The organism is Pseudomonas sp. S30_BP2TU TE3576, from assembly GCF_050436025.1.
Classification (GTDB): domain Bacteria; phylum Pseudomonadota; class Gammaproteobacteria; order Pseudomonadales; family Pseudomonadaceae; genus Aquipseudomonas.
The window spans coordinates 2,627,740-2,652,618 of sequence record NZ_JBNDLK010000001.1; the positions used below are offsets into that span (position 1 = coordinate 2,627,740).

The window sequence follows — 24,879 nt, forward strand, 5'->3', positions numbered from 1 at the left end:
GTGGGAGCGGGCTTGCTCGCGAAGAGGCCATCAGCACCACCCCAAGAGCCACTGCATGACCTCGCTGAACCTCGCAAACATTTCCTGGACTCCACTGGGCCACGGCCATTGCCATCACCAATTCCAGCTGCGTGATGCCTGTGTGCAGGTGGCCGCCAGTGAGTTCGTCGGGCTGATCGGCCCCAACGGCAGCGGCAAGACCAGCCTGTTGCGTTGTGCCTGGCGCTTCAGCAAACCGGAAAGCGGCGAGGTCAGGCTTGATCACCACAATGTCTGGAAGCAGTCCTCACGCTGGTGTGCGCAACGCATCGCCGTGGTGTTGCAGGAGTTTCCCGATGCCTTCGGCCTGACCGTCGACGAAGTCGTCGCCATGGGGCGCACGCCGCACAAAGGCTTGTTCGATGGCGACACGCTGGAAGACGCAAATCTCATCAATCAGGCCCTGGAGTCCGTCGGCCTCAAGGGCTTCGAGGATCACGGGTTCGCCACCCTCTCCGGTGGCGAAAAACAGCGGGTCATCCTCGCCCGCGCCCTGGCCCAGCAGCCACAGTTGCTGATCCTCGACGAGCCGACCAACCACCTCGACCCACGCTATCAGCTTGAGCTTTTGAAGTTGGTCAAGCGCCTGGACATCGGCACCCTGGCGAGCATCCATGACCTCAATCTGGCGGCGGCTTTTTGTGATCGGCTGTACGTGATCAACCACGGCCGCATCGTCGCCAGCGGCACGCCGAAAGAAGTCCTGACGGCTGCGCTGCTGCGCAATGTGTTCGGCGTCGAAGCCCTGATCGATGAACATCCCTTGCACGGCTACCCACGAATCACCTGGATAACCCAACCATGAATTTGCCTTCCCTGCTGCGCTGCAGCCTCTGCCTGACGATGCTGTCGGGCAGCGCCGAGGCGTTGGCCGACGCCACCCGTTACCCGCTGACGATCCGCAGTTGCGACCGTGAAGTGACCTTCAGGCAGGCACCGCAACACGCCCTCAGCCACGACATCAACATGACCCAGATGATGCTCGCCCTCGGCCTCAAGCCGCGAATGGCCGGCTATAGCGGCGTCAGTGGCTGGAAGGCCGTGACACCCGACATGCAGTCGCTGCTCGACGGTCTGCCGGAGCTGGCAGCCAAGTACCCGTCAGTGGAAACCCTGCTCAATGCCAACGTCGATTTTTTCTTCGCCGGATGGGATTACGGCATGCGCGTCGGCGGCGACCTCACGCCACAAACCCTGCAACCGCTGGGCATCAATGTGTATGAGCTGAGCGAGTCCTGCGCCTTCGTGATGAAGCGCCCGCCGGCCAGCCTCGAAGACACCTACAACGACCTGCGCAACCTCGGCAGGATCTTCGACGTGCAGGACCGCGCCAATGCCCTGATCGCCAACATGCAGGCGCAAGTGGCGGACATTCGCAAAGACCTGCCCGCGGCAAAACCGCGGGTCTTCCTGTACGACAGCGGCGAAGACCGGGCCATGACCTCCGGCCGGCTGGGCATGCCGCAAGCGCTGATCGATGCCGCTGGCGGGCGCAATATCCTGGAGGATGTCGACGCGAGCTGGACCCGGGTAAACTGGGAGAGCGTGGTCGAGCGCAATCCGCAGGTGATCGTGATCGTCGACTACAGCGAAATCACCGCCGAACAGAAGATTCAATTCCTGCTGGGCAACAAAGCCCTGCAATCGGTGGACGCGATCAAGAACCGGCGCTTCATCGTCATCCCCTACGTGCAGGCCACGCCGGGGATCGACAATGTGCTGGCGGTCGCAACCCTGGCCAAGGGTTTCCACGGCGAATGATCAACCGTCGCTATGCCCTGTTGCTGATTGCCCTCGGTGCACTGTTGCTGTTGTCGTGCGTGGTGTCCCTGGGTTTCGGCCCGGCGCGGGTGCCGCTGGATGTGGTGTGGCGCATCCTGTTGCACAAACAGTTCGGCTTCGGTGTGCCGGACTGGAGCCCTGGGCAGGAACATATCGTCTGGTTGATCCGTGTCCCGCGCATGCTCCTCGGTGCGCTGGTGGGCGCCGGGCTGGCGTTGGTCGGCGCGGTGCTGCAAGCGGTGACGCGCAATCCGTTGGCTGACCCGCATTTGCTCGGCGTCACGTCCGGCGCGACGTTGGGTGCCGTGATCGTGGTGCTGCATGTGGGAGAAATCGTTGGCCTGCTGACCTTGCCGATCGCGGCATTTATCGGTGCATTGCTGAGCATGCTGGTGGTGCTGATGATCGCCAACCGCAACGGTCGACTCGACAGTGACCGCTTGCTGCTGTGTGGCGTGGCGGTGTCGTTCGTGATGATGGCGATTGCCAATTTGCTGCTGTTTCTCGGCGACCATCGAGCCAGCTCGGCGGTCATGTTCTGGATGCTCGGCGGGCTTGGGCTGGCACGCTGGGAACTGCTGGCGGTGCCGACAGCCAGTGTGTTGCTCGGGCTGATTCTGCTGCTGGGCATGGCGCGACCGCTGAATGCGCTGATGGCCGGCGAACAGACTGCGGTGACCCTGGGCCTGAACGCACGCACCGTGCGCCTGCGGGTGTTTTTGATTGCGTCATTGATGACCGGGGTGCTGGTGTCGATCAGCGGCTCGATCGGTTTTGTCGGGCTGATGGTGCCGCATATTGCGCGACGTCTGGTCGGTGCCGAGCATCGCCGGTTGCTGCCGGTGTGCGTGTTGCTCGGCAGCGTTTTCCTGGTGTGGGTGGACGTCGCGGCCCGGACAATGATCGCTCCGGAAGACCTTCCCATCGGCGTCGCTACCGCCGCAATTGGCGGCTTGTTCTTTATCGGTTTGATGCGCCGTCGTTGATCCGACACAAATTCGGCAGACAACCACTAACACTGTGGGAGCGAGCTTGCTCGCGATGGCGGCGGCATAGTCAGCATCGAGGTGACAGACTCACCGCTATCGCGAGCAAGCTCGCTCCCACAGGGGACGGTGTCGTTCGTGATATCTGCGCCCCAATCTGGCGCGGCCGCCTGCACCAACGCGCCAACAGCGTTCTTTCATGGTGCATCCCGTCAACGCCCAACCGCTCTAAAACGACATTCCCCTGCCTTTTGCCGACCGGGCACAGCCCTTGCAAAACACACCTTCAGTAGTCCGCATCTGCCAACCAAGAAAACTCATAAGTTCATGGAGATCGCACAATGAAGCGTCGCAGTTTGATCAAGGCTTTCACTCTCTCGGCATCCATTGCCGCAATGGGCATGACCTGGACCGTCCAGGCCGCCGAGACCATCAAGGTCGGTATTCTGCATTCGTTGTCCGGGACCATGGCGATCTCCGAAACGTCGTTGAAAGACATGGCGCTGATGACCATCGACGAGATCAACGCCAAGGGCGGCGTGAACGGCAAGATGCTGGAACCGGTGGTGGTCGACCCGGCGTCGAACTGGCCACTGTTCGCCGAGAAGGGTCGCCAGTTGCTGACCCAGGACAAGGTCGCCGTGGTGTTCGGTTGCTGGACTTCCGTGTCGCGTAAATCGGTATTGCCGGTGTTCGAAGAGCTCAATGGCTTGCTGTTCTACCCGGTGCAGTACGAAGGCGAAGAAATGTCGCCGAACGTGTTCTATACCGGCGCCGCGCCGAACCAGCAGGCGATCCCTGCCGTTGAATACCTGATGAGCGAAGAAGGCGGCAGCGCCAAACGCTACTTCCTGCTCGGCACCGACTACGTCTACCCGCGCACCACCAACAAGATCCTGCGTTCGTTCCTGCACTCCAAAGGCGTGGCCGACAAGGACATCGAAGAGGTCTACACCCCGTTCGGTCACAGCGACTACCAGACCATCGTCGCCAACATCAAAAAATTCTCGGCGGGCGGCAAGACCGCAGTCATCTCCACCGTCAACGGCGACTCCAACGTGCCGTTCTATAAAGAGCTGGCCAACCAGGGCCTGAAAGCCACCGACGTTCCGGTCGTGGCGTTCTCGGTGGGCGAAGAAGAACTGCGCGGCATCGACACCAAGCCACTGGTGGGCAACCTGGCGGCGTGGAACTACTTCGAATCGGTCGAGAACCCGGTGAACAGAAAGTTCGTCGACGACTGGAAAGCCTACGCCAAAAAACACAACCTGCCGGGCGCCGACAAAGCGGTGACCAACGACCCGATGGAAGCCACCTACGTCGGCATCCACATGTGGGCGCAAGCGGCGGAAAAAGCCAAGTCCACAGACGTCGACAAAGTCCGCGAAGCCCTGGCCGGCCAGACCTTTGCCGCGCCGTCCGGCTACACGCTGACCATGGACAAGACCAATCACCACCTGCACAAACCAGTGATGATTGGCGAGATCCAGTCTGACGGTCAGTTCAACGTGGTGTGGCAGACCGAAGGGCCGATCCGTGCCCAGCCGTGGAGCCCGTTCATCCCGGGCAATGACAAGAAACCGGAATATGCGGTGAAGAGCAACTAAGCCATTGGGCCTGAAGATTGTTCAGGCCCAACACAACTCCTGTGGGAGCGGGCTTGCTCGCGAAGACGGCGGCACATCCAACAACTATGTGACAGACACACCGCTTTCGCGAGCAAGCCCGCTCCCACATTTAGTCCGCGCAAGGCCAAGCATATGCCCACTGCCCTCTACCGCTTCTTCCTCACCATCGCCCTGCTGTTGCCGATGGCTGCCCACGCCGGTGACGCCGAAGACTTTGTTGCCGCCAATCCCGTGCAACAAGCCAAACTGCTGGAAACCTGGGCCGCGCAGCCCGATCCGGTGCGCATCGAGCTGATCAACGCCCTGCAACAAGGCGAGTTGACCGTCGACGGCCAACCGAAAACCCTGCGCCTGAACAACCGCCTGCGGGGTTTGATCGACACCGCCCTGGCCAGCCATCAGTTGCTCGCCGCCGACGCCAAAACCCGTCTGGCCGCCGCGCAGCAATTGCAGAAAAGCGCCAGGCCGGCGCTATTGAAACTCCTCGACCAGCAACTGGCGGGCGAGAAGGACGAGAGTGTTCACGCCGCCCTCAGCCTGGCCCTGGCCAATCTGCAATTGGTGGACGCTGACCCGGCCGTGCGCCTCGCCGCCGTGCGCTTGCTCGGCGAGACCGGCGACCCGCTGGCCCGCACCCGCCTCGAAAGCCTGCTGGAGCCGGGCGTCGAAACCGATGCGAATGTACGTACCGCCGCTGAAACCAGCCTCGCTCAAGTCAAACGCAAACTGCTGGTCGGCGAGATGCTTGGCCAGGCCTTCAGCGGCATGTCGCTGGGCTCGATACTGCTGCTCGCCGCCCTCGGCCTGGCAATCACCTTCGGCCTGCTCGGCGTGATCAACATGGCCCACGGCGAGATGCTGATGCTCGGCGCCTACTCGACCTATGTAGTGCAACTGATGTTCCAGCGCTTCGCGCCGCAGGCCATCGAGTTCTATCCATTGATCGCGTTGCCGGTGGCGTTTTTCGTCACCGCCGCCATCGGTATGGCGCTGGAGCGCACGGTGATTCGCCACCTCTACGGCCGTCCGCTGGAAACCCTGCTCGCCACCTGGGGTATCAGCCTCATGCTGATTCAACTTGTCCGGTTGCTGTTCGGCGCGCAGAACGTCGAAGTGGCCAACCCGGCCTGGCTGTCGGGCGGGATTCAGGTGTTGCCCAATCTTGTGCTGCCCTACAACCGCATCGTCATCATTGCCTTTGCACTGTTTGTGGTGGTGCTGACCTGGCTGCTGCTGAACAAGACGCGCCTGGGCCTGAACGTGCGGGCGGTCACCCAGAACCGCAACATGGCTGCCTGCTGCGGCGTGCCTACCGGGCGCGTGGACATGCTCGCCTTCGGCCTCGGCTCGGGCATCGCCGGCCTCGGTGGCGTGGCCCTGAGCCAGATCGGCAACGTCGGCCCGGACCTCGGCCAGAGCTACATCATCGATTCGTTCCTGGTGGTGGTGCTTGGTGGTGTCGGCCAGTTGGCCGGTAGTGTTTTGGCCGCATTCGGCTTAGGGATAGCTAACAAAATTCTCGAACCGCAGATCGGTGCCGTGCTCGGCAAGATCCTCATCCTCGCGCTGATCATTCTGTTCATCCAGAAACGTCCGCAAGGTCTCTTCGCACTCAAAGGACGGGTGATCGACTGATGAACCAGCCCCTGATGCTCAAGGCCACACAAAAGGCCGGCCCAAAAGTCACGATTGCCGTCGGTGCGGTGATCCTCGCTCTGCTGCTGGCATTGCCGCTGCTGTCGCTGTTGCCGGCGGATAGCACGCTGCACGTCTCCGCCTACACACTGACCCTGGTGGGCAAAATCCTCTGTTACGCCATCGTCGCCCTGGCGCTGGATCTGGTCTGGGGTTATGCCGGCCTGCTGTCCCTCGGCCACGGTTTGTTCTTCGCCCTCGGCGGTTACGCCATGGGCATGTACCTGATGCGCCAGGCCTCGGGGGATGGCCTGCCGGCGTTCATGACCTTCCTGTCGTGGACCGAAATGCCGTGGTTCTGGACCGGCACCAGCAGCTTCCTCTGGACCCTGTGCCTGGTGGTATTGGCACCGGGGCTGCTGGCGCTGGTGTTCGGCTTCTTCGCCTTCCGCTCGCGGATCAAGGGCGTGTATTTCTCGATCATGACCCAGGCCCTGACCTTCGCCGGCATGTTGCTGTTCTTCCGCAACGAAACCGGTTTTGGCGGCAACAACGGCTTCACCAACTTCCGCACGATTCTCGGCTTCGGCATCACCGAACCGGGCACACGCGCGGTGCTGTTTTCCGCCACGGTACTGTTGCTGGTGGCCAGCCTGTACATCGGCTGGCGCCTGGCGCAGAGCAAGTTCGGTCGGGTGCTGACCGCCCTGCGTGATGCGGAGAACCGCTTGATGTTCTGCGGCTACGATCCTCGCGGGTTCAAGTTGTTCGTCTGGGTGTTGAGTGCAGTGTTGTGCGGTCTGGCCGGCGCGTTGTACGTGCCGCAAGTCGGCATCATCAACCCGAGTGAAATGTCGCCGACCAACTCGATCGAAGCGGCTGTGTGGGTGGCCCTTGGCGGGCGCGGCACGCTGATCGGCCCGTTGCTCGGTGCCGGCGTGGTCAATGGCATGAAGAGCTGGTTCACCGTGGCCTTCCCCGAGTACTGGCTGTTTTTCCTCGGCGCACTGTTCATCGTCGTGACCCTGTACTTGCCCAAAGGCGTGATCGGTCTGCTGAAGAAAAGAGGTGAATCATGAGAATCACGGCAACCGCTGAATTCATGCTCGAACCGGCGTTTTTCCCCGTAGAACCCAACAAGGACGCCGGCAGCAGCCGTGACGCCATCGGCCTCGGCCAGCGCGCCGGCAAAGGCCTGAACACCCGCCACGGCACCATCCTGACCCTGGAAGACATCAGCGTCAGCTTCGACGGCTTCAAGGCGCTGAACGATTTGAACCTGTACATCGGCGTTGGTGAGTTGCGCTGCATCATCGGCCCCAATGGCGCGGGCAAGACCACGCTGATGGACGTGATCACCGGCAAGACCCGGCCCAGCCACGGCAAGGCCTGGTTCGGCGAAACCCTGGACCTGACGCAGATGAGCGAAGTGCAGATCGCCCAGGCCGGTATCGGTCGCAAGTTCCAGAAGCCGACGGTGTTCGAAGCCTTGAGCGTGTTCGAGAACCTGGAACTGGCGCAGAAAACCGACAAGTCGGTGTGGGCCAGCCTGCGAGCGTGCTTGAACGGTGAACAACAAGACCGCATCGCCGAAGTGCTGGAGACCATTCGCCTGACCAGCTCGGTCAATCGCCCGGCCGGCCTGCTGTCCCACGGCCAGAAGCAGTTCCTGGAGATCGGCATGCTGCTGATGCAGGACCCGCAATTGCTGCTGCTCGATGAACCGGTGGCGGGCATGACCGACGCCGAAACCGAATTCACCGCCGAGCTGTTCAAAACCCTGGCCGGCAAGCATTCGCTGATGGTGGTGGAACACGACATGGGTTTCGTCGGCTCGATTGCCGACCACGTCACCGTGTTGCATCAGGGCAGCGTGCTGGCGGAAGGGTCGCTGGAGCAGGTACAGGACAACGAGCGGGTGATCGAGGTGTATCTCGGTCGATAGGCATGTGAATGCCATCCAAATGTGGGAGCGGGCTTGCTCGCGAAAGCGGTGTGTCAGTCGATGCAAATGTTGAATGTCAGTCCGCATTCGCGAGCAAGCCCGCTCCCACAGGGGATTTGAGGAGAGTCTGGAAATGCTGCAAGTCGACAAACTGCACCAGTACTACGGCGGAAGCCACATCCTGCGCGGCCTGACATTTGACGTGAAGGTCGGCGAAGTCACCTGTCTGCTCGGGCGCAACGGCGTGGGCAAGACCACCCTGCTCAAATGCCTGATGGGCCTGCTGCCGGCCAGGGAAGGCGCGGTGAACTGGGAAGGCAAACCCATCACTTCGTTCAAGCCGCACCAGCGCGTGCATGCCGGCATTGCCTACGTCCCCCAGGGCCGGGAGATCTTCGGCCGCCTCACCGTGGAAGAGAACCTGCTGATGGGTTTGTCGCGCTTTCCAGGCAGCGACGCCAAGGAAGTCCCGGCGTTTATCTACGAGCTGTTCCCGGTGCTGTTGCAAATGAAGCAACGGCGCGGCGGCGACCTGTCCGGTGGCCAGCAACAACAACTGGCCATCGGCCGGGCGCTGGCCAGTCGCCCGCGCCTGCTGATCCTCGACGAGCCCACTGAAGGCATCCAGCCGTCGGTGATCAAGGAAATCGGTGCAGTGATCAAAAAACTCGCAGCCCGGGGCGACATGGCGATTTTGCTGGTGGAGCAGTTCTACGATTTCGCCGCCGAACTGGCCGATCAATACCTGGTGATGTCCCGGGGCCAGATCGTGCAACAGGGCCGTGGTGAAAATATGGAAGCCGAAGGTGTGCGCGGCCTGGTTACCATCTAAGGTTCAATCTAATCTGTAGCATCCTAACGATAATTAGAAACCATGAATCTACCTGCCTCCCTTTTGTTCACGCCCAGTTGGCATGCCGAGCTCGAACTGGGTTACGCCCGGTTCGGCGAAACCACGCGCCCGGTTCTGCGCCGGCACAAAGGTCCGTTGCGGGTACAAAAACACCTGTATGCCGAAGGCCCGGAAGTCTGCCAGCACATCATCGTCCACCCGCCCGGCGGGATCGCCGGCGGTGATCGACTGGACATCGCAGTCAGCGTCGAGCGCGACGCCTGGGCACAAATCACCAGCCCCGGTGCGGCCAAGTGGTATCGCGCCGCCGGCCCCGCTTATCAGCAGCTGAAGTTGACGGTGGCGGCCGGCGCGACACTGGAATGGCTGCCCCAGGAGACGATCATTTTCAGCGCTGCCCAGGCTGAACTCAGCACCACTATTGACCTTGAAGGCGATGCGCGGCTGTTTTACTGGGATGTCGTGGCCCTGGGCCGCCCGGCCAGTGGCGAGCGCTTCGACCTTGGACACTTCCAGGCGCAACTGGATATCCACCGCGACGGCCAGTTGCTCTGGCATGAACGCCAGCGCATTGTCGGGGCGGACGGCTTGCTGGATTCACCGATTGGCCTGGATGGGCAACCGGTGTTTGCGACGTTGCTGGTAACGGGTCAGATCGATAGCGAATTGCTGGAAACCTGCCGCTCGCTGCCCAACGACGTGCGCGGGGATCTGACCCAGTTGCCGGGGCTGCTGGTGGCGCGGTGTCTGGCCAGTGAAGCGTTGTTGGCGCGGGGTTGGCTGATCGATTTGTGGAGGTTGTTGCGCCCTGCCCTGCTGGGTCGCGAGGCCGTGCCACCCAGAATATGGAACACCTGAAATGCGATCGAATGTGGGAGCGGGCTTGCTCGCGAATGCGGTGGGCCAGTCAGCATTGATGTTGAATGACACTCCGCATTCGCGAGCAAGCCCGCTCCCACAGGGTTTGTATTCACAGATCCGAACTTTTTAACCTGCCCGGATGGATGTCTACGATGGACCTGACCCCACGCGAAAAAGACAAGTTGCTGATCTTCACCGCCGGCCTGGTGGCCGAGCGGCGTTTGGCTCGCGGTGTGAAACTCAATTACCCGGAGGCCATGGCCTACATCTCCGCCGCCCTGCTTGAAGGCGCACGCGACGGGCAGACCGTGGCCGAGCTGATGCACTTCGGTACCACCCTGCTGAGCCGCGAACAAGTGATGGAAGGCATCCCGGAAATGATCCCGGAAATCCAGGTCGAGGCCACCTTCCCCGACGGCACCAAACTGGTCACCGTCCACCAACCCATCGCCTGAGGCCGCACCATGACTTACCACATCCGCGATGCCGTATCTGCCGATCTGCCGGCCATCCGCGACATCTACAACGACGCGGTGCTCAACACCACGGCGATCTGGAACGAGCAAGCGGTCGACCTCGAAAACCGCCAGGCCTGGTTCAGCGCCCGGCAATCCCAGCGCTATCCGATTCTGGTGATTGTCGATGCCGACAACTCGGTGCTCGGTTATGCCTCGTTCGGCGACTGGCGACCGTTCGACGGTTTCCGTCACACCGTCGAGCACTCGGTCTACGTGCGCAGCGATCAGCGCGGCAACGGCCTCGGCCCGAAACTGATGGTAGCGCTGATCGAACGCGCCAAAGACGGCGGCAAGCACGTGATGGTCGCCGCCATCGAAAGTGGCAACGCTGCATCCATTCGTTTGCACGAGCGCATCGGCTTCGTGACCACCGGGCAAATGCCCCAGGTCGGTACCAAGTTCGGTCGCTGGCTGGACCTGACCTTCATGCAACTGACCCTCAATCCTGGCGCGCAACCGCCGAGCGCCAGCAAGGAGTGATACCCGATGAACCCCGCCCAACTGCGACGCGTCAACGTTGAAAGCTTTGCGCACTATCGTCAGGGATTGATTGACCTGCTGCTCGATGCCGTCGGCTATGGCGCCAGTGTCGGCTTCATGGCCGACCTCGATGCCACCCAGGCCCGCGCGTATTTTGATGAAGTTCAGGAGAACCTGAACAAGGGCAATGTGTTGCTGTGGGTGGTGGTCAAGGACGAGCAGGTGCTGGCCAGCGTGCAACTGACGCTGTGCCAGAAAGCCAACGGGCTGAACCGTGCCGAGGTGCAAAAACTGCTGGTGCGCGAACAGGCGCGACGTCGCGGTCTCGGCCAACAATTGATGACTGCGCTTGAGCAGGCCGCCCTGCAGCACAAGCGCGGCATGCTTTACCTCGACACCGAAGCGGGCTCGCCGGCGGAAGATTTCTACAAGGCGCTGGGTTACACCCGCGCCGGCGAAATTCCCGACTACGCCTGCGACCCGAGCGGCCGCTACAAGCCGACCGCCCTCTACTACAAGATTCTCCAGGGAGCCCATTGATGATTCCCGGTGAATACCAGATCCAGCCCGGCGAGATTGAACTCAACGTCGGCCGGCGCACCGTCAGCCTGAAGGTGGCCAACAGTGGCGACCGGCCGATCCAGGTTGGCTCGCATTACCACTTTTTCGAAACCAACGACGCGCTCACGTTCGACCGCGCCGCCAGTCGCGGTATGCGCCTGAACATCCCCGCCGGCACCGCCGTGCGCTTCGAACCGGGGCAGAGCCGCGAGGTCGAGTTGGTGGATCTGGCCGGGCATCGTCGGGTGTTCGGGTTTGCCGGGCGGATCATGGGTGAGCTCTGATTAATGCGATGTCTGCACCGGCCCCTTCGCGAGCAAGCCCGCTCCCACATTCGACCGGGTTCCTCCAGTTGGAATGCGGGCAACGGTGGGAGCGGGCTTACTCGCGAATCTGTGAGCGAAGCGAACAGTCTCAAACACAATTGAATCCCAAGGCAAGCGCATGAAAATCTCAAGACAAGCCTACGCCGACATGTTCGGCCCCACCGTCGGTGACAAGGTGCGCCTGGCCGACACCGAACTGTGGATCGAAGTGGAACAGGACTTCACCACCTACGGCGAAGAAGTGAAATTTGGCGGCGGTAAAGTGATCCGCGACGGACAGGGTCAGAGCCAATTGCTCGCCGCCGAAGTGGTCGACACCCTGATCACCAACGCACTGATCATCGACCACTGGGGCATCGTCAAGGCCGATGTCGGCCTCAAGGACGGGCGCATCGCCGCGATCGGCAAGGCCGGCAATCCGGACGTGCAACCCAACGTCACCATCGCCATCGGCGCCAGCACCGAAGTCATCGCCGGCGAAGGCATGATCCTCACCGCTGGCGGCATCGACACGCACATCCACTTCATCTGCCCGCAGCAGATCGAAGAAGCGCTGATGAGCGGCGTGACCACCATGATCGGCGGCGGTACCGGCCCGGCGACCGGCACCAACGCCACCACCTGCACCTCCGGGCCGTGGCACCTGGCGCGCATGCTCCAGGCCGCCGACGCATTCCCGATGAATATCGGCCTCACCGGCAAGGGCAACGCCAGCTTGCCGGAGCCATTGATCGAGCAGGTCAAGGCCGGTGCCATCGGCCTCAAGCTCCACGAAGACTGGGGCACCACCCCGGCGAGCATCGACAACTGCCTGAGCGTCGCCGACCAGTTCGACGTGCAGGTGGCAATCCACACCGACACCCTCAACGAGTCCGGTTTCGTCGAAACCACCCTCGCCGCCTTCAAGGGCCGCACCATCCACACCTACCACACCGAAGGTGCCGGCGGCGGTCATGCGCCGGACATCATCAAGGCCTGCGGTTTGGCCAACGTACTGCCGAGTTCGACCAACCCGACCCGACCGTTCACCCGCAACACCATCGACGAACACCTCGACATGCTGATGGTCTGCCACCACCTGGACCCGAGCATTGCCGAAGACGTGGCCTTCGCCGAAAGCCGCATCCGCCGCGAGACGATTGCCGCCGAAGACATCCTCCACGACCTCGGCGCATTCTCGATGATCAGCTCCGACAGCCAGGCCATGGGCCGGGTCGGCGAAGTCATCACGCGCACCTGGCAGACCGCCGACAAGATGAAAAAACAGCGCGGCCCCTTGCCCGGTGATGGCGAAGGCAACGACAACTTCCGCGCCAAACGCTACATCGCCAAGTACACCATCAACCCGGCGATCACCCATGGCATCAGTCACGAAGTGGGTTCGGTAGAAGTCGGCAAGTGGGCCGACCTGGTGCTTTGGCGCCCGGCGTTTTTCGGGGTCAAGCCGACGCTGATTCTCAAGGGCGGTGCCATCGCGGCCAGCCTGATGGGCGACGCCAACGCCTCGATCCCGACCCCGCAACCGGTGCATTACCGCCCGATGTTCGCAAGCTTTGGCGGCTCGTTGCATGCCACCAGCCTGACCTTCATCAGCCAGGCAGCGCAGGCAGCGGGTCTGCCCGAAGCCCTGGGTTTGAAGAAGAAAATCGCCGTGGTCAAAGGTTGCCGCGAAGTGCAGAAAGCCGACCTGATCCACAACGACTACCTGCCAGACATTGACGTCGATCCGCAGACCTATCAGGTCAAGGCCGATGGTGTATTGCTGTGGTGTGAGCCGGCGGATGTATTGCCGATGGCGCAGCGCTACTTCCTGTTCTGAGTTGCCGGCCGGCCAAAAGCAAGGCCTCGAACACCCTCGAGGCCTTTTGTTGTGGCCTTGTTTACTGCCTGAAGGGCCTCTCAAGCCTTGGTAGCCTTACCCGCTCCATCGCTTGTCGGGTAAGCGCCTGCACCCGTTGCTTGAACCGCTGATCGATATCACTCAACGCCTGGACGTACTCGTCGTCACTCATGAGTCGACCGTTGGCATAGTCGTCTGCGCTCTTGCCCAACTCACGACAGAGCGCTTCGATCTCTGCCTCCAGATCGGCCCTTGCCTGCGGCGCCAGCGCAGCCTCTTCGAGACGACGCTGCAAGGCATCCTGCAGCTCGATGGTGGCATCCATTTCCCGTTTCAGCCCGTGCAACTCTTCGGTGTGTGCAGACTCCAGCCAGGTCATCCAGACAGGTTGGTCAAGGAGCCGATCCACCAGTAAATCGCCCTCCTCCAGCGCCACGATCCGTTCGAACGCTGCGTCGATCATCTGCCGGCTCACCCCGGCGATCTTGCGAAACTGCATGCCTCGGGCCTGCCAGGGCAGGTCCAGGCGCTCGGCCAGATCGGTCATGTAAGCCAAATGAACTTCCACCTCGTCAATCGTACCCGTGACATTTCCAAGCTCGTCGACCCGCCGGAATCGCTCACCCTCCGACAACCGAGCGGCGACTCGCTTACGGGCGATGGCACCGAGTTCATCGAGGCGGGACTTGCCCACCGCCAGCTCCAGCAGCTGCGCTTCGATCAGGTCCACACGCCCCAGGGCGTAAGCCTCATGGATCAATACCTGCACGCCCATGGCGTTGAACAGTTGTGTCCCGCCGTCCACGCATTGGGTGGGTGCAGCGGCTTCGTTGAACAACCTGACCCGCAGCTTACTGTCCTCGGCCATGGCTTCAAGCATCCGCCAGACCTTGGCGGTCAAGTCCGCACGGTAGTTACCCCCGGCGGTAAAGTCGGCAGATTGGGTAAGCTTGCGGATCTCATTGAAGAACGCCAGCGAGTCGAACTCGTCCTCAACCTCGAACCAGATTTGTTGCCTGGACATCCATTGCGATTCCGTCAGCCCCTCTATCCAGTCGGCACTGTCGAGCGTTCCCCGAGGTGGATAGGGGCGTTCGGGGTCCATGCCGACGGACTCGATGTATAACCTGAGGGTGTCCAGATTCTGCGGCGACAGCCAACGCGGTTCTCGACTGATCACGGTGCGCGCCAACAACTCGGCGCGAAATGAGCCGGGAGCGACATCCGGTATCCGGGTGATCGGGTTGTTGCGCAGATCCAGATAAATATTGTGTGGCCGCGGCTGGGCAAACAGCCCCACCGGCCAGCTGTCCAGGCCCGTTTCACTCAACTGAAGCGTCTGCAGGCCCGGCATCCGACTGACATCAGGGGCGAGCTTCAGCGGGTTTCCGCTCAAATCCAAAGACCGCAGGCGAGTCATGTTCTTCAGGCGATGAACCGCCAGTACGTCCAGTTCGATACGATTATCAGGGAGGTACAGATCAGTGAGATGGCGCATTTCACTAAGCACGGACGGAAAGGTAGTCAGCCGGTTGCCTTGCAAGTTGAGTTGCCTGAGCCGGCGAAAAGGCGCCAGGAAAGACTCATGGCCGGAATCAAGTTCGCCATTGGCAAGGCTCAGCACGGTCACATGATCAAAGTTGGCCTCCAGCTTCGGCAGGGTCGCCAGATGTCGTCCCATCATCGGTACATCGTCGAGCAACAATGCCTGGGGCAGCATCACACCCGGAGCCTCGGCCCCGGCGGGTCCCGTTCGGCGCCAGCATTGTTTGATTGCTTTATAGAGCTGGTTTCGCGACTGCCACTGCGCCGTCCCCCGCGCACTGAGTCGAAAGGCATCGGTGGGTGAGTTCAGCCAGCGCTGCAACGCCCGGTTCAACTGGTTGAACTCCGCCTCCAATGCTCCGAGACCCGCATGCACCGAGCCACCGTCATGAGTGAACCCCGTCAGCAGCGCTTCGACTTGCGCTTGTGTGGATCCCGGGTACAGCGAGCGGGCCCGGCGACGCAGCCCCAAGCCGTGTGGTACCTGCTGCGCATAACCTTGCATGCCACCACGAAGACGCATGACAGCCGGGTCGTACGAGGGCTTGAGAACAGGATTGTCCAAAAGCACGGGAGCAAAACGGTCGCGTGCCAACGGATGCGCCTTGATCAGGTTTTCCAGCCGTTCAGCCTCATGGATATCAAAGCCCAGGGCCGTGCGCTGGGCATCGGGCAACGCGTGCAGTACCGCGGCATACAGAGTGTCTTCACCGTGCAGATGTTGATCGAGTTCGTCCCGTGTCTGGAATTGACCATCGTCCCCGATAATCAGCACCTTGCGAATCGGCGCATCCGCCGGACCGATACTGTCGCTCAACCGGCCCTGGGAACCGAACTCTCGAATTTCCAGCAGTAGATCTTTCGGCCAGCCTGGTAGCGACTCCAGCGAATGAAGGATCAGCCGGGTCGTATCGGCGTTGTAGAGTTTTTCGAGGTAAAGCCCCTCATAGGCGCGAGCCAGGCGTTCCTGCTGTTGCCCTTGCCGCACCCATTGCGCCAGGTTCAGAGAAGCACGCTGCTTCTCGCTCAAATGCTGCAAATCCGCAGGTTTTGCATGGCGCAGCACCTCCTCGGCCATGCTGGTGGACAGATCCGGATAAACACTCTTGAGCTGCTGCACTCGTGGGTCAGTCGAATATTCCCGCCGGAAATAAAGGCTGTCGAACAATTTCTTTCTGAATTTCCCTGCCTGTCTGCCAATCAATTCCCGCACGGCCTGGATGCGTGCCTGGCGATCCCCGCCCAGCCAACCACCGAGAACCTCATGCAACTCGTGCTCATCAAGGAACGCGACCACACGCTCCGGTAACTGCCCGGCGACAAGTTCTGCCCGAGTCATCTGCAACGTATGCTCTGGCCGTGCGCTGCCAAAACCCTCCTTGATCGAGGGGCCCGACAGGTCCGGGCCGTTGAACACTTCGATGGCCTTGCCTTCGGGCCAACCCCGCCATTGAGTCATGAAACGCGGCACAAAATCGGCCCATTCGGCATCGATCCGGTTACCTAAAACCCGCTCCGCACAGGCTTCGGCGTCAGCGTGGGCAGTGAAGCGTTTGATCGTGTCGATCAACGACGCGGGCGGCATTTCGTGCTCTACGTGGAGTCTGCGCAATACGTCTTCGTGCACACCACTGACGACGGATACTTGCTCCAGAGTGTCCTCGGAGAAATTATCCACCGAAGCTCCCAGGCGACGGAGCAATCGGCGCTTGTCCCACTCCAGTGGCTGATCGAGTTCAGTCTTCCAGCTGCCGCTACCGTTATGCTCCAGCGGCGGCTGATACGCGTCAGGGCGGGTCGGGTGCTGGAGACGGTATTGTCCGGTGTCTGGGTCCTGCATCACGCCATAGTAAGTGTCATCGAGTCGAAGCAGTTCCTGATCCTGATGCCGGAAAAAACCCAGTTCGCTGACCGGTGCGTCCCCGGGCAAGGTGATCGGCCGTTCATAGGGCCGCAGGTCCGGGTTCCACAACCGTTCCTGACCGTTGAACTCCACAGGCTTGAGCCCTTCGACAAAGGGCGAGACGCTGATCGGAACGGGCGTCGCGGTGGGCAAGACATGCCCGGCCCCCATGAGCGCCAACTGCGCAAAATTGATCAATACTCCGTTTATGTACCTTGAGGCCTGTTCTCTATCGCCTTTACTCCAGTCTTCGACACCCTCGCCCAATTCCGCGAGCATTTGCGCGACCATAATGGCCAGCATGGCCTCACCCAACCCCGGTATCAGCATCGCGGTGAAGTTGAAGATGTTCCAGCCGATCGACAGGTAGCTGGTCAAGCGCTTGAAGCGGGCTGTCGCATCCTCATCGTCGGTGGGCACGGCAATGTGGCGGGCGTCGGCAATGGCTTTATCACGCAGCTCGAAAAACAACGTCAGCCAGAGATCGCCGGTGATCAGATTGGTGATCGGTTCGGCATTTGGACTTTCGACTGCCGTTTCACGCCACCACGGCCCCATATCGAGCGGTTCGCGCTGATGCCAGGTAAACATCGTGAGGCGTTCGTTGACCCGGGCGAAAAAATGCCCTTTGTCCCTGTGGGCCACGAACCGGCTGAAAAAGGCCTGGTACTCGGTATCGCGCAACTGGCCGATCAGCGTTTTCATGAACGCGATCAGTGATGGATATTCCTTGAGTGGATGATCCGGGTCATCCGGCACATAAGCGATCACCGGGCCGGACAAACGGCTCTGCTGGTAGATGTCCTCGTTGCGCAGCATCTGGTCGGCCACACCTTGCGGGCCATTGGCAAAGAACGCCTGCAACAGCTTGTACTGCTCGTATTCGTGCCCCGGCAACACCGGAATACGCCGCGACCAGTCGAGCCAGAACTTCAGGTTGTCGGGGGTCAACGCTTCAACAGCTCGCTTGACCTTCGAGGGCTCGCTGACCGCGCTGAACAACACGATACCGGTCAGTCGGAAACCCATCAGCGATAGACGATGGCAGCGCAACGGCTGGTCGTACAGGCTGATATCGGCGCGGCTTTCCTGAATGTCTCGCAGCTTGTCGTAAGCGTGAGCACTGATATCACCCTTTAGCCGGGCGATCAGAGATGCCAAATGAAAAGCCGCTTTCTCGCTGGCAATCGAATCCCGCTGCAAGGTCTGCTGCGCCTTGCTGGTGTCGGGCAGCAGGATGGACTTGATGTGTTTCTGATACTGGCCGCCAATGTCCAGATCCCGGCACAGGGAGGCAAACCTTGACACGGGAATTTCCGGCACCTGCGCAAGCCTGCCATGCGGGTCCTTGCGGTAAACGCTTGAACCGCTACGCCACGCGTCTTCAGCGGTTTCAGACGCCTCGAAGTTGTGCAATGCCGCTTCCAGCAACGTGGATTTGCGCACACGCGTGGCGCCGTTATCGATGACAAAGGCAATCTTGCTGGGCACTTCAAGCTCCACACTCAGCTCGTTGGCTTTTGCGGTGGTGTTGAAGTTTGACTGCAATAGTGCGTCGAGCAGCGGCTCGGCAAACGCATCGATGTCGTGCTGCAAGCGTCCCAGGGTCTTGTCCAGAACGCCTTGCAAGCGCCAGCGCTCGTCAATCAATTGCTTGAGGTAGTGGCGATCTGTTTCCCGCGCGCTGCCATACCATTCGGGTATTTGCGGTTGTAGGGTTTCAAGGGTTTTCAACCTCGTTGGCGAGGCGTTTTTGAGGGCGTCCGGTATCACGTCCAGAACGCGCTGGTAATGAATGCCGGTGTTGTCGGCGGGTGATGTTTCGGTGGTTCCTGTCGAGTTGCTTCCATGCAAGTCAGCCATTGGTCGATCACTTTAAAACGAGGAAAAGAGCCAACAGCTTATTCGCCAGCGTCTGAAACAAAAGTCCAAATAGCTGCTTGGCAACACGCTGAAAGCGCCCGGACAGATCAAAAATCAAGGCGCTTTCGATACATACATACCGCCAGATTGCCTGCTGTTTATGCCTGTGCATGAGCGGTCATGTTTTTCCCGCCAAAGAGACTACTATTTCGACTCGCTGTCCTTCGATTCATGCTCAGGTAACCGCCATGCGTCTATCCGAATTCATCGTCTTAAACGTTGATCGCATCGTCGATGAGTGGGAGCAGTTCGCCAAAACCATCACCCCGGCCGCCGATGCCATGGACAGCCACGCGTTGCGTGACCATGCCCGGTCGATACTGCTGGCCGCGGCCCGGGACATGTGCAAACCCCAGACACCCACCGAACAAGCCGCCAAGGCACGCGGCGAAGGACCGGAGAAATCCCCGAGCCTGGACCAGGCCGGTGCCTGCCATGGCGAATTGCGCCATACCGTGGGTTTTGATCTGGTGCAGATGACCAGTGAATTCCGGCATTTGCGCGCCTGTGTCATCCGCCTGTGGGTCAACAGCCTGCAATCGCCTGACCTGGCCTACTTCCAGGACATGATTCGTTTCAACGAGGCCATCGACGAAGCCCTTGCCGAATCCACCGCCACCTACGCCGAACGGGTCAATCGCTCGCGGGACATTTTTCTGGCAATCCTCGGCCATGACCTGCGCGCACCCTTGCAGGCGGTGAGCATGTCCACCGAAATACTGCTACGCAAAGCCGCGCTGGAAGGTGATGCGCTCAGGTGCGCGATCAATATCCAGCGCAGCACCGGGCACCTGGCAGTGATGGTCGGGGATTTACTGGAACTGGTGCGCAGCCGCCTGGGCAAACACCTGCCGGTCGAGGCGACGCCCATGGACCTGGCCGAAGCGGCGCGGGAAGCGATTGCCCGGGCCCGTGCCGGTCAACCGGAATGCGATCCGACCCTGGATGTACAGGGTGACACCTGCGGCATTTGGGACCCGCGCAGGCTCGATCAGATGCTGCAAAACCTGATCGGCAACGCCTTGCAGCACGGCTCGAGCAAACGTGAAGTGACGTTGACCCTCAAGGGCGAGACCGACAGCGTTCGGCTGACGGTGCACAACGACGGAATCCCCATCCCCGGCGATGCGATCCCGACCATTTTCGACCCGCTGGTGCGCAGTGCCAGCGAAGAACCCGGCGAGCCCACTACCAGCCTTGGGTTGGGGTTGTTTATCGTCAAGGAAGTGGTCGACGCCCATCAGGGGACGATTGAAGTCTGCTCCAATGAGAGCGATGGCACGACGTTTACCGTGGTGTTGCCGAGGAAGATGTAATGCCGCAATACCGCGTTATCGTTCATCGCGAGCAAGCTCACTCCCACAGGGATTATCGTGACGATACAAAACCTGTGTGGGAGCGAGCTTGCTCGCGATAGCGTCCGAACAGACAGCAAAGAAATACCTGAACAACTACTCCACCAACAACCGCCCCAATCGCTGCTTGAGCATTCGGTTCTCGGCCCGCAGTTGCTGGACTTCTTCGAGCAGGTCCAGCGCCAGGGCGACGCCTTCCCATTCCAGGTCAAGGTCGCGCCGCAGCTTGGCCGCGCGCTTGGCCAGGGTCAGCTCGTAGTCGTTGAAAACCCAGTCCTTGGGCTGAGCACCCTGAGGTTCAAGGATGCCGTGTTCGACGATTTCGATCACGTAGGCGTCCGAAAGCTCGGTCGCCTCACAGAATTCTGCCATGTCCAGTTGAACGATCAGGGGACTGCTCATTGTCAGTGACTCCTTGGTTCTAAGGGATCAAAAATGCTCTCGCGGGTTGAACGCGGCTTTTTTCGCCAGCTCCTGCCACAGGGCCTTGATGTCATCGTCGGATTTTTTCGGCATGACGGCCTTCAGTTGCACGAACAGGTAACCGCGCTCACCGGCCTTGTTCAACAAGCCGTGGCCCTTGGCACGCATGCGCTGGCCGTTCTGGCTACCGGCCGGGACCTTGAGATTGATCTTGCCGGTCAGGGTCGGCACGGCGACTTCGGCGCCCAGCGCCAGCTCCCACGGCGCCAATGGCAAGGTGATGATCAGGTTCTCGCCTTCGACGTCGAATTTCGGGTGCGGTGCAAAACGGATCGTCAGGTACAGGTCGCCATTGGCCCCGCCACCCACACCCGGAGCGCCCTGCCCCTTGAGGCGAATGCGCTCGCCGTCGGCCACGCCGGCGGGGATCTTCACGCTCAGGCTTTTACTGGTGTTGCTCACATGCTGGCCGGCCGCGTTGTACTGCGGCACCTGGAAGGTGACCTTCTTCGACTCGGTCGACAGTGTTTCTTCGAGAAAAACCCCAAGTTCCATTTCCACGTCTTGCCCTCGACGTCCGGTGCTGCGACGCGACTGTCCTCCACCACCAAACCCAGGCCCACGGTTGCCGAAGATCGAACTGAAAAAGTCCGAGAAATCGCCCGTGTCCTGACCGCCGCCACCGAAACCGCCACGGCTTTGCCAGCCGGGTGGTCCCTGGAACGGCTGGCCGTGCTGGCCATAACGGCGCAAGTCATCGTATTCAGCGCGTTTGTCGGCGCTTTTCAATGCTTCATAAGCTTCCGAGGCGTCCTTGAACTTCGCCTCGGCATCCTTTTCCTTGCTGACGTCGGGGTGGTATTTACGCGCCAGCTTGCGATAGGCGGCCTTGATCGCCTTATCGTCTGCGGTCGGCTCCACACCGAGAATCTTGTAATAGTCTTTGAAGTCCATCGCGGGAATCACCATCCGTTATCAAATCGCGCCACGGACCACAGCATGCGCTTGTTTGCAGCCATTGGTCTGACCGATCTCAAGTTTGTGACCGGGCGGCGCGGCAGAAGTTTATCGGCAGCAGGCGGGGCTTCTTGCGAGCTCTCCCTCGGCTGTCCGGTTGATGCAGGGTAGTTTGGGGGTGATGCTTCGTCTTTCAAGGATCGTCAGGCGAGATTTAGCAGATAACCGGCCTTCGAATCTGTCGCGCACTGGCATACACTGCGCGGCCGTTTTTTAACCGGAACCTGAAAGACATGAACAACGTATCTCCAGCCCGTGCCGTGGGTATCGACTTTGGCACGTCCAACTCCACCGTCGGCTGGCTGCGCCCCGGCATGGAAACGCTGATCGCGCTGGAGGACGACAAGATCACCCTGCCGTCGGTGGTCTTCTTCAACATCGAAGAACGCCGCCCGGTGTACGGCCGGCTGGCGTTGCACGAGTATCTGGAAGGTTATGAAGGCCGCCTGATGCGCTCGCTCAAGAGCCTGCTGGGTTCCAAGCTGATCAAGCACGACACCAGCGTCCTCGGCACGGCCATGCCGTTCAAGGACCTGCTCGGGCTGTTCATCGGCCAACTCAAGAGCCGTGCCGAAGCCGCCGCTGGTCGGGAATTCGAAGAAGTGGTGCTGGGTCGCCCGGTGTTCTTCGTCGATGACGACCCGATGGCCGACAAGGAAGCTGAAGACACCCTGATCGACGTGGCCCGCAAGATCGGTTTCAAGGAAGTCTCGTTCCAGTTCGAACCCATTGCCGCGGCATTCGACTACGAGTCGACCATCGAGAAAGAAGAGCTGGTACTGATCGTCGACATCGGCGGGGGTACGTCCGACTTCTCCCTGGTACGTCTGTCGCCGGAGCGTCGTGCTATGGATAACCGCCAGGACGACATCCTCGCCACCGGCGGCGTGCACATCGGCGGGACCGACTTCGACAAACAACTCTCGCTGGCCGGCCTGATGCCACTGTTCGGCTACGGCAGCCGGATGAAGAGCGGCGCCTACATGCCCACCAGCCACCACATGAACCTGGCGACCTGGCACACCATCAACTCGGTGTACTCGCAGAAATCGCAACTGGCCCTGGGCAGCATGCGCTACGACATCGAAGACACTGGCGGCATCGATCGCCTGTTCAAGCTGATCGAACAGCGCGCCGGCCACTGGCTGGCGATGGAAGTGGAAGAAACCAAGATCCAGCTGACCCACGCCGACAACCGCCATGTGCCACTGGACCGCATTGAAACCGGCCTGAGCGTGGACTTGAGCCGTGCGCTGTTCGAGTCGGCCATCGACAACCTGCTGGAGCGGGTACGCAACAGCGTCACCCAACTGCTGGCAAACGCCGATGTGCGGGTCGATCAGGTCGATACGGTGTTCTTCACCGGCGGTTCGAGCGGCATTCCGGCGCTGCGCAACAGTGTTTCGGCGATGCTGCCGAAGGCTCGGCATGTGGAAGGGAACATCTTTGGCAGTATCGGCAGTGGTCTGGCGATCGAGGCTGCAAAACGCTACGGGTCGATGGACTGATCCACAACCGAGGTGTCCTCATCGCGAGCAAGCTCGCTCCCACATTGGATCTGTTTACACCGATACACTGTGGGAGCGAGCTTGCTCGCGATGAGGCCATTCCAGGCAATACATCTCCCCCGGATCAAACCATCCCCACCTGCTTTAACTCGCTCTTCAGATACGCGTAGTAAATCGGCCCCGCCACCACCCCCGGCAGGCCGAACGCGGCCTCGAACACCAGCATCGCCAGCAGCAACTCCCACGACTTGGCACTGATCTGCCCGCCGACGATGCGCGCGTTGAGGAAGTATTCGAGCTTGTGGATAAAAATCAGGTAACCCAGCGCCGCCACGGCGACCCAGATCGACAGCGACAGACCGACAATGGTGATCAGGGTGTTCGACATCAAATTGCCGATCACCGGCAGCAGGCCGAGCAGGAACGTCAGCACGATCAGGGTTTTGGTCAGCGGCAGCTTGATGCCGAACATCGGCAGGATCACCGCCAGGAAAATCCCGGTGAAGAAGGTATTGAGCAGGGAAATCTTGATCTGGGCGAACACGATGTTGCGAAACGCCTGGACCAGCAGGTGCAGACGATCAAACAGCGCCGCCGCCAGCGGTTTGCGTTTGGTCAGGTCGGGTACACGCTGCAAGGCAATGATCGCGCCCAGCACCATGCCGATCAGCAAGGTCACGAACATGTGCGCCGCGTCCTTGCCCACCAGTTGCAATTCACTGAGGTGCTTGCTGACCCATTCGCCAATCGCCACGCGAAATTCAGCGGCACTGGCCGGCAGATAGGCGTCGATGAACGGCGGCAGTTGCCCGCGCGCGCGGTCGACCACGCCCATGAATTTGTCGAGGGAAGCGCCGGGGTTTTCCGCCTCGTGCAGCAGGAAGCTGAAGGCACCGGCAAAGATCAGCGACAGCACGCTGACAATCAGAGTCCCCAGCAACGCCACCGCCAGCCAGCGCGCGCGCCGGCCTTCGATCAACCGTTGCAGTTGCGGGGTGAGCATGTTGACCAGTTCGAACACCAGCAACCCGGCGAGCAGGCTCGGCAGCAACCGCAGCGGCAGGACCAGCAGCAGCCCGCCAAAAATGATGACCCAGCTGATGACCAGCAAAATTTGACGCTGAGAAAACGTTGGCATACAGCCTCAAAAACGAACGGCGTAAAAAGGATTGGCAGTCTGCCAGCGATCCGGTGCGAGCACTAGGATTGTGTGGGGCGACCTTGGTCGGGGGCTGGGCAAATTTTGAAATTCCCCAGTCAGCCCATACGTCGCCGATCACCTGTGGGAGCGGGCTTGCTCGCGAAGGCGCCATCACCTTCAACATTGATCTGACAGGTACACCGCCTTCGCGAGCAAGCCCGCTCCCACACTCGACTGAGTTGATCCCTGTGAATTATTTTTTCTTCAGGCAATCACTCATGAACGCCTTGCGCTCATCACCCTTGAGGGCCTTGGTGGCTGCGTCGGCATTGCAGGTTTTCATTTTTTCTTGCTGCGGCGTCAACATTTTACCGGCATCGTTTGCCGCCGGTGCGGCCTTCAGGCACGTGCTCATGAAGGCTTTGCGCTCGTCGCCCTTGAGGCTCTTGGCCGTGGCGTCGGCGTTGCAGGTAGTCATCTTTTCCTGTTGGGCTGTGGCGGCGAAGCCTTGGGAGCAGAGCAGCAAGCCGATCATCAACAAAGGGGCACGCAATATCTTCATGGAGTTTTCTCCTGGTCGCCACACCGAGGGGCGCGGTCTCGTACTGGA

At 60.8% G+C, this 24,879-nt stretch carries 21 protein-coding genes; 16 read left to right on the forward strand and 5 right to left on the reverse strand.

The window, feature by feature from the left end; all coding sequences use genetic code 11:
* The first annotated feature begins 55 nt into the window (after positions 1-55).
* From ABIA48_RS11950 to ureC, 14 genes are all read left to right on the forward strand, one after another.
* A complete protein-coding gene (locus ABIA48_RS11950) occupies positions 56-844 on the forward strand; it encodes an ABC transporter ATP-binding protein (protein WP_429488819.1) in 789 nt (262 codons plus the stop codon).
* Positions 841-1,800, forward strand: a complete 960-nt coding sequence (locus tag ABIA48_RS11955; RefSeq protein WP_429488821.1) for an ABC transporter substrate-binding protein — start codon at positions 841-843, stop codon at positions 1,798-1,800. The genes ABIA48_RS11950 and ABIA48_RS11955 overlap by 4 nt, the downstream gene beginning before the upstream one ends.
* Positions 1,797-2,807: a FecCD family ABC transporter permease gene (locus ABIA48_RS11960; RefSeq protein ID WP_429488823.1), complete on the forward strand. Its 1,011-nt coding sequence runs from the start codon at positions 1,797-1,799 to the stop codon at positions 2,805-2,807. The genes ABIA48_RS11955 and ABIA48_RS11960 overlap by 4 nt, the downstream gene beginning before the upstream one ends.
* Before the next feature lie 341 nt (positions 2,808-3,148).
* On the forward strand, positions 3,149-4,414 hold the full coding sequence (gene urtA / locus ABIA48_RS11965; RefSeq protein WP_429488824.1) for an urea ABC transporter substrate-binding protein: 1,266 nt from the start codon (positions 3,149-3,151) through the stop codon (positions 4,412-4,414).
* A 153-nt stretch (positions 4,415-4,567) separates the two neighbouring features.
* A complete protein-coding gene (urtB, locus tag ABIA48_RS11970) occupies positions 4,568-6,070 on the forward strand; it encodes an urea ABC transporter permease subunit UrtB (protein WP_429488826.1) in 1,503 nt (500 codons plus the stop codon).
* Positions 6,070-7,149, forward strand: a complete 1,080-nt coding sequence (urtC, locus tag ABIA48_RS11975) for an urea ABC transporter permease subunit UrtC (protein WP_429488828.1) — start codon at positions 6,070-6,072, stop codon at positions 7,147-7,149. The genes urtB and urtC overlap by 1 nt, the downstream gene beginning before the upstream one ends.
* Positions 7,146-8,015 (forward strand): urea ABC transporter ATP-binding protein UrtD, encoded by an 870-nt coding sequence (gene urtD, locus ABIA48_RS11980; RefSeq protein ID WP_429488830.1) that lies wholly within the window; start codon positions 7,146-7,148, stop codon positions 8,013-8,015. Before urtC ends, urtD begins: the two co-directional genes overlap by 4 nt.
* Positions 8,016-8,148: 133 nt before the next feature.
* Positions 8,149-8,847, forward strand: coding sequence for an urea ABC transporter ATP-binding subunit UrtE (urtE, locus tag ABIA48_RS11985; protein ID WP_429488832.1), 699 nt, complete (start codon positions 8,149-8,151; stop codon positions 8,845-8,847).
* Positions 8,848-8,889: 42 nt separating this feature from the next.
* Positions 8,890-9,726, forward strand: a complete 837-nt coding sequence (locus ABIA48_RS11990; protein ID WP_429488834.1) for an urease accessory protein UreD — start codon at positions 8,890-8,892, stop codon at positions 9,724-9,726.
* A 155-nt stretch (positions 9,727-9,881) separates the two neighbouring features.
* On the forward strand, positions 9,882-10,184 hold the full coding sequence (gene ureA, locus ABIA48_RS11995) for an urease subunit gamma (RefSeq protein ID WP_007907366.1): 303 nt from the start codon (positions 9,882-9,884) through the stop codon (positions 10,182-10,184).
* A gap of 9 nt (positions 10,185-10,193) precedes the next feature.
* Positions 10,194-10,727 carry a GNAT family N-acetyltransferase gene (locus ABIA48_RS12000; protein WP_007990852.1) on the forward strand — a complete coding sequence of 178 codons (534 nt, stop codon included), beginning with the start codon at positions 10,194-10,196 and terminating at the stop codon, positions 10,725-10,727.
* Between the two features lie 6 nt (positions 10,728-10,733).
* On the forward strand, positions 10,734-11,267 hold the full coding sequence (locus ABIA48_RS12005; RefSeq protein WP_007990854.1) for a GNAT family N-acetyltransferase: 534 nt from the start codon (positions 10,734-10,736) through the stop codon (positions 11,265-11,267).
* Entirely contained in the window at positions 11,267-11,572 is a 306-nt protein-coding gene (locus ABIA48_RS12010) for an urease subunit beta (protein ID WP_007990856.1), read from the forward strand. Before ABIA48_RS12005 ends, ABIA48_RS12010 begins: the two co-directional genes overlap by 1 nt.
* Before the next feature lie 160 nt (positions 11,573-11,732).
* Positions 11,733-13,433 (forward strand): urease subunit alpha, encoded by a 1,701-nt coding sequence (gene ureC, locus ABIA48_RS12015; protein WP_429488837.1) that lies wholly within the window; start codon positions 11,733-11,735, stop codon positions 13,431-13,433.
* A gap of 61 nt (positions 13,434-13,494) precedes the next feature.
* On the opposite strand, the gene ABIA48_RS12020 is transcribed toward ureC, so the two are convergent.
* Entirely contained in the window at positions 13,495-18,765 is a 5,271-nt protein-coding gene (locus ABIA48_RS12020; protein ID WP_429488839.1) for a dermonecrotic toxin domain-containing protein, read from the reverse strand.
* Positions 18,766-19,013: 248 nt separating this feature from the next.
* On the opposite strand from ABIA48_RS12020, the gene ABIA48_RS12025 reads away from it, so the two are divergent.
* Entirely contained in the window at positions 19,014-20,141 is a 1,128-nt protein-coding gene (locus ABIA48_RS12025; RefSeq protein ID WP_429488841.1) for a sensor histidine kinase, read from the forward strand.
* A 135-nt stretch (positions 20,142-20,276) separates the two neighbouring features.
* Here ABIA48_RS12025 and ABIA48_RS12030 read toward each other — a convergent pair whose 3' ends face one another.
* Positions 20,277-20,582 (reverse strand): chaperone modulator CbpM, encoded by a 306-nt coding sequence (locus tag ABIA48_RS12030; protein WP_007990862.1) that lies wholly within the window; start codon positions 20,580-20,582, stop codon positions 20,277-20,279.
* Between the two features lie 27 nt (positions 20,583-20,609).
* A complete protein-coding gene (locus ABIA48_RS12035) occupies positions 20,610-21,557 on the reverse strand; it encodes a DnaJ C-terminal domain-containing protein (protein WP_204933385.1) in 948 nt (315 codons plus the stop codon).
* A gap of 296 nt (positions 21,558-21,853) precedes the next feature.
* Between ABIA48_RS12035 and ABIA48_RS12040 the strand changes: the two genes are divergently transcribed.
* A complete protein-coding gene (locus ABIA48_RS12040) occupies positions 21,854-23,128 on the forward strand; it encodes an Hsp70 family protein (protein ID WP_429488844.1) in 1,275 nt (424 codons plus the stop codon).
* Positions 23,129-23,252: 124 nt separating this feature from the next.
* Here ABIA48_RS12040 and ABIA48_RS12045 read toward each other — a convergent pair whose 3' ends face one another.
* Both ABIA48_RS12045 and ABIA48_RS12050 read right to left on the reverse strand, forming a co-directional pair.
* On the reverse strand, positions 23,253-24,266 hold the full coding sequence (locus tag ABIA48_RS12045; RefSeq protein WP_007990865.1) for an AI-2E family transporter: 1,014 nt from the start codon (positions 24,264-24,266) through the stop codon (positions 23,253-23,255).
* A 256-nt stretch (positions 24,267-24,522) separates the two neighbouring features.
* Entirely contained in the window at positions 24,523-24,831 is a 309-nt protein-coding gene (locus tag ABIA48_RS12050) for a PsiF family protein (protein WP_429488846.1), read from the reverse strand.
* Between the last annotated feature and the right edge of the window lie 48 nt (positions 24,832-24,879).

Coding starts and splice junctions, on each gene's coding strand:
- ABIA48_RS11950 (WP_429488819.1), top strand. CDS start 56: ATGACCTCGCTGAACCTCGCAAACATTTCCTGGACTCCACTGGGCCAC.
- ABIA48_RS11955 (WP_429488821.1), top strand. CDS start 841: ATGAATTTGCCTTCCCTGCTGCGCTGCAGCCTCTGCCTGACGATGCTG.
- ABIA48_RS11960 (WP_429488823.1), top strand. CDS start 1,797: ATGATCAACCGTCGCTATGCCCTGTTGCTGATTGCCCTCGGTGCACTG.
- urtA (WP_429488824.1), top strand. CDS start 3,149: ATGAAGCGTCGCAGTTTGATCAAGGCTTTCACTCTCTCGGCATCCATT.
- urtB (WP_429488826.1), top strand. CDS start 4,568: ATGCCCACTGCCCTCTACCGCTTCTTCCTCACCATCGCCCTGCTGTTG.
- urtC (WP_429488828.1), top strand. CDS start 6,070: ATGAACCAGCCCCTGATGCTCAAGGCCACACAAAAGGCCGGCCCAAAA.
- urtD (WP_429488830.1), top strand. CDS start 7,146: ATGAGAATCACGGCAACCGCTGAATTCATGCTCGAACCGGCGTTTTTC.
- urtE (WP_429488832.1), top strand. CDS start 8,149: ATGCTGCAAGTCGACAAACTGCACCAGTACTACGGCGGAAGCCACATC.
- ABIA48_RS11990 (WP_429488834.1), top strand. CDS start 8,890: ATGAATCTACCTGCCTCCCTTTTGTTCACGCCCAGTTGGCATGCCGAG.
- ureA (WP_007907366.1), top strand. CDS start 9,882: ATGGACCTGACCCCACGCGAAAAAGACAAGTTGCTGATCTTCACCGCC.
- ABIA48_RS12000 (WP_007990852.1), top strand. CDS start 10,194: ATGACTTACCACATCCGCGATGCCGTATCTGCCGATCTGCCGGCCATC.
- ABIA48_RS12005 (WP_007990854.1), top strand. CDS start 10,734: ATGAACCCCGCCCAACTGCGACGCGTCAACGTTGAAAGCTTTGCGCAC.
- ABIA48_RS12010 (WP_007990856.1), top strand. CDS start 11,267: ATGATTCCCGGTGAATACCAGATCCAGCCCGGCGAGATTGAACTCAAC.
- ureC (WP_429488837.1), top strand. CDS start 11,733: ATGAAAATCTCAAGACAAGCCTACGCCGACATGTTCGGCCCCACCGTC.
- ABIA48_RS12020 (WP_429488839.1), bottom strand. CDS start 18,765: ATGGCTGACTTGCATGGAAGCAACTCGACAGGAACCACCGAAACATCA.
- ABIA48_RS12025 (WP_429488841.1), top strand. CDS start 19,014: ATGCGTCTATCCGAATTCATCGTCTTAAACGTTGATCGCATCGTCGAT.
- ABIA48_RS12030 (WP_007990862.1), bottom strand. CDS start 20,582: ATGAGCAGTCCCCTGATCGTTCAACTGGACATGGCAGAATTCTGTGAG.
- ABIA48_RS12035 (WP_204933385.1), bottom strand. CDS start 21,557: ATGGACTTCAAAGACTATTACAAGATTCTCGGTGTGGAGCCGACCGCA.
- ABIA48_RS12040 (WP_429488844.1), top strand. CDS start 21,854: ATGAACAACGTATCTCCAGCCCGTGCCGTGGGTATCGACTTTGGCACG.
- ABIA48_RS12045 (WP_007990865.1), bottom strand. CDS start 24,266: ATGCCAACGTTTTCTCAGCGTCAAATTTTGCTGGTCATCAGCTGGGTC.
- ABIA48_RS12050 (WP_429488846.1), bottom strand. CDS start 24,831: ATGAAGATATTGCGTGCCCCTTTGTTGATGATCGGCTTGCTGCTCTGC.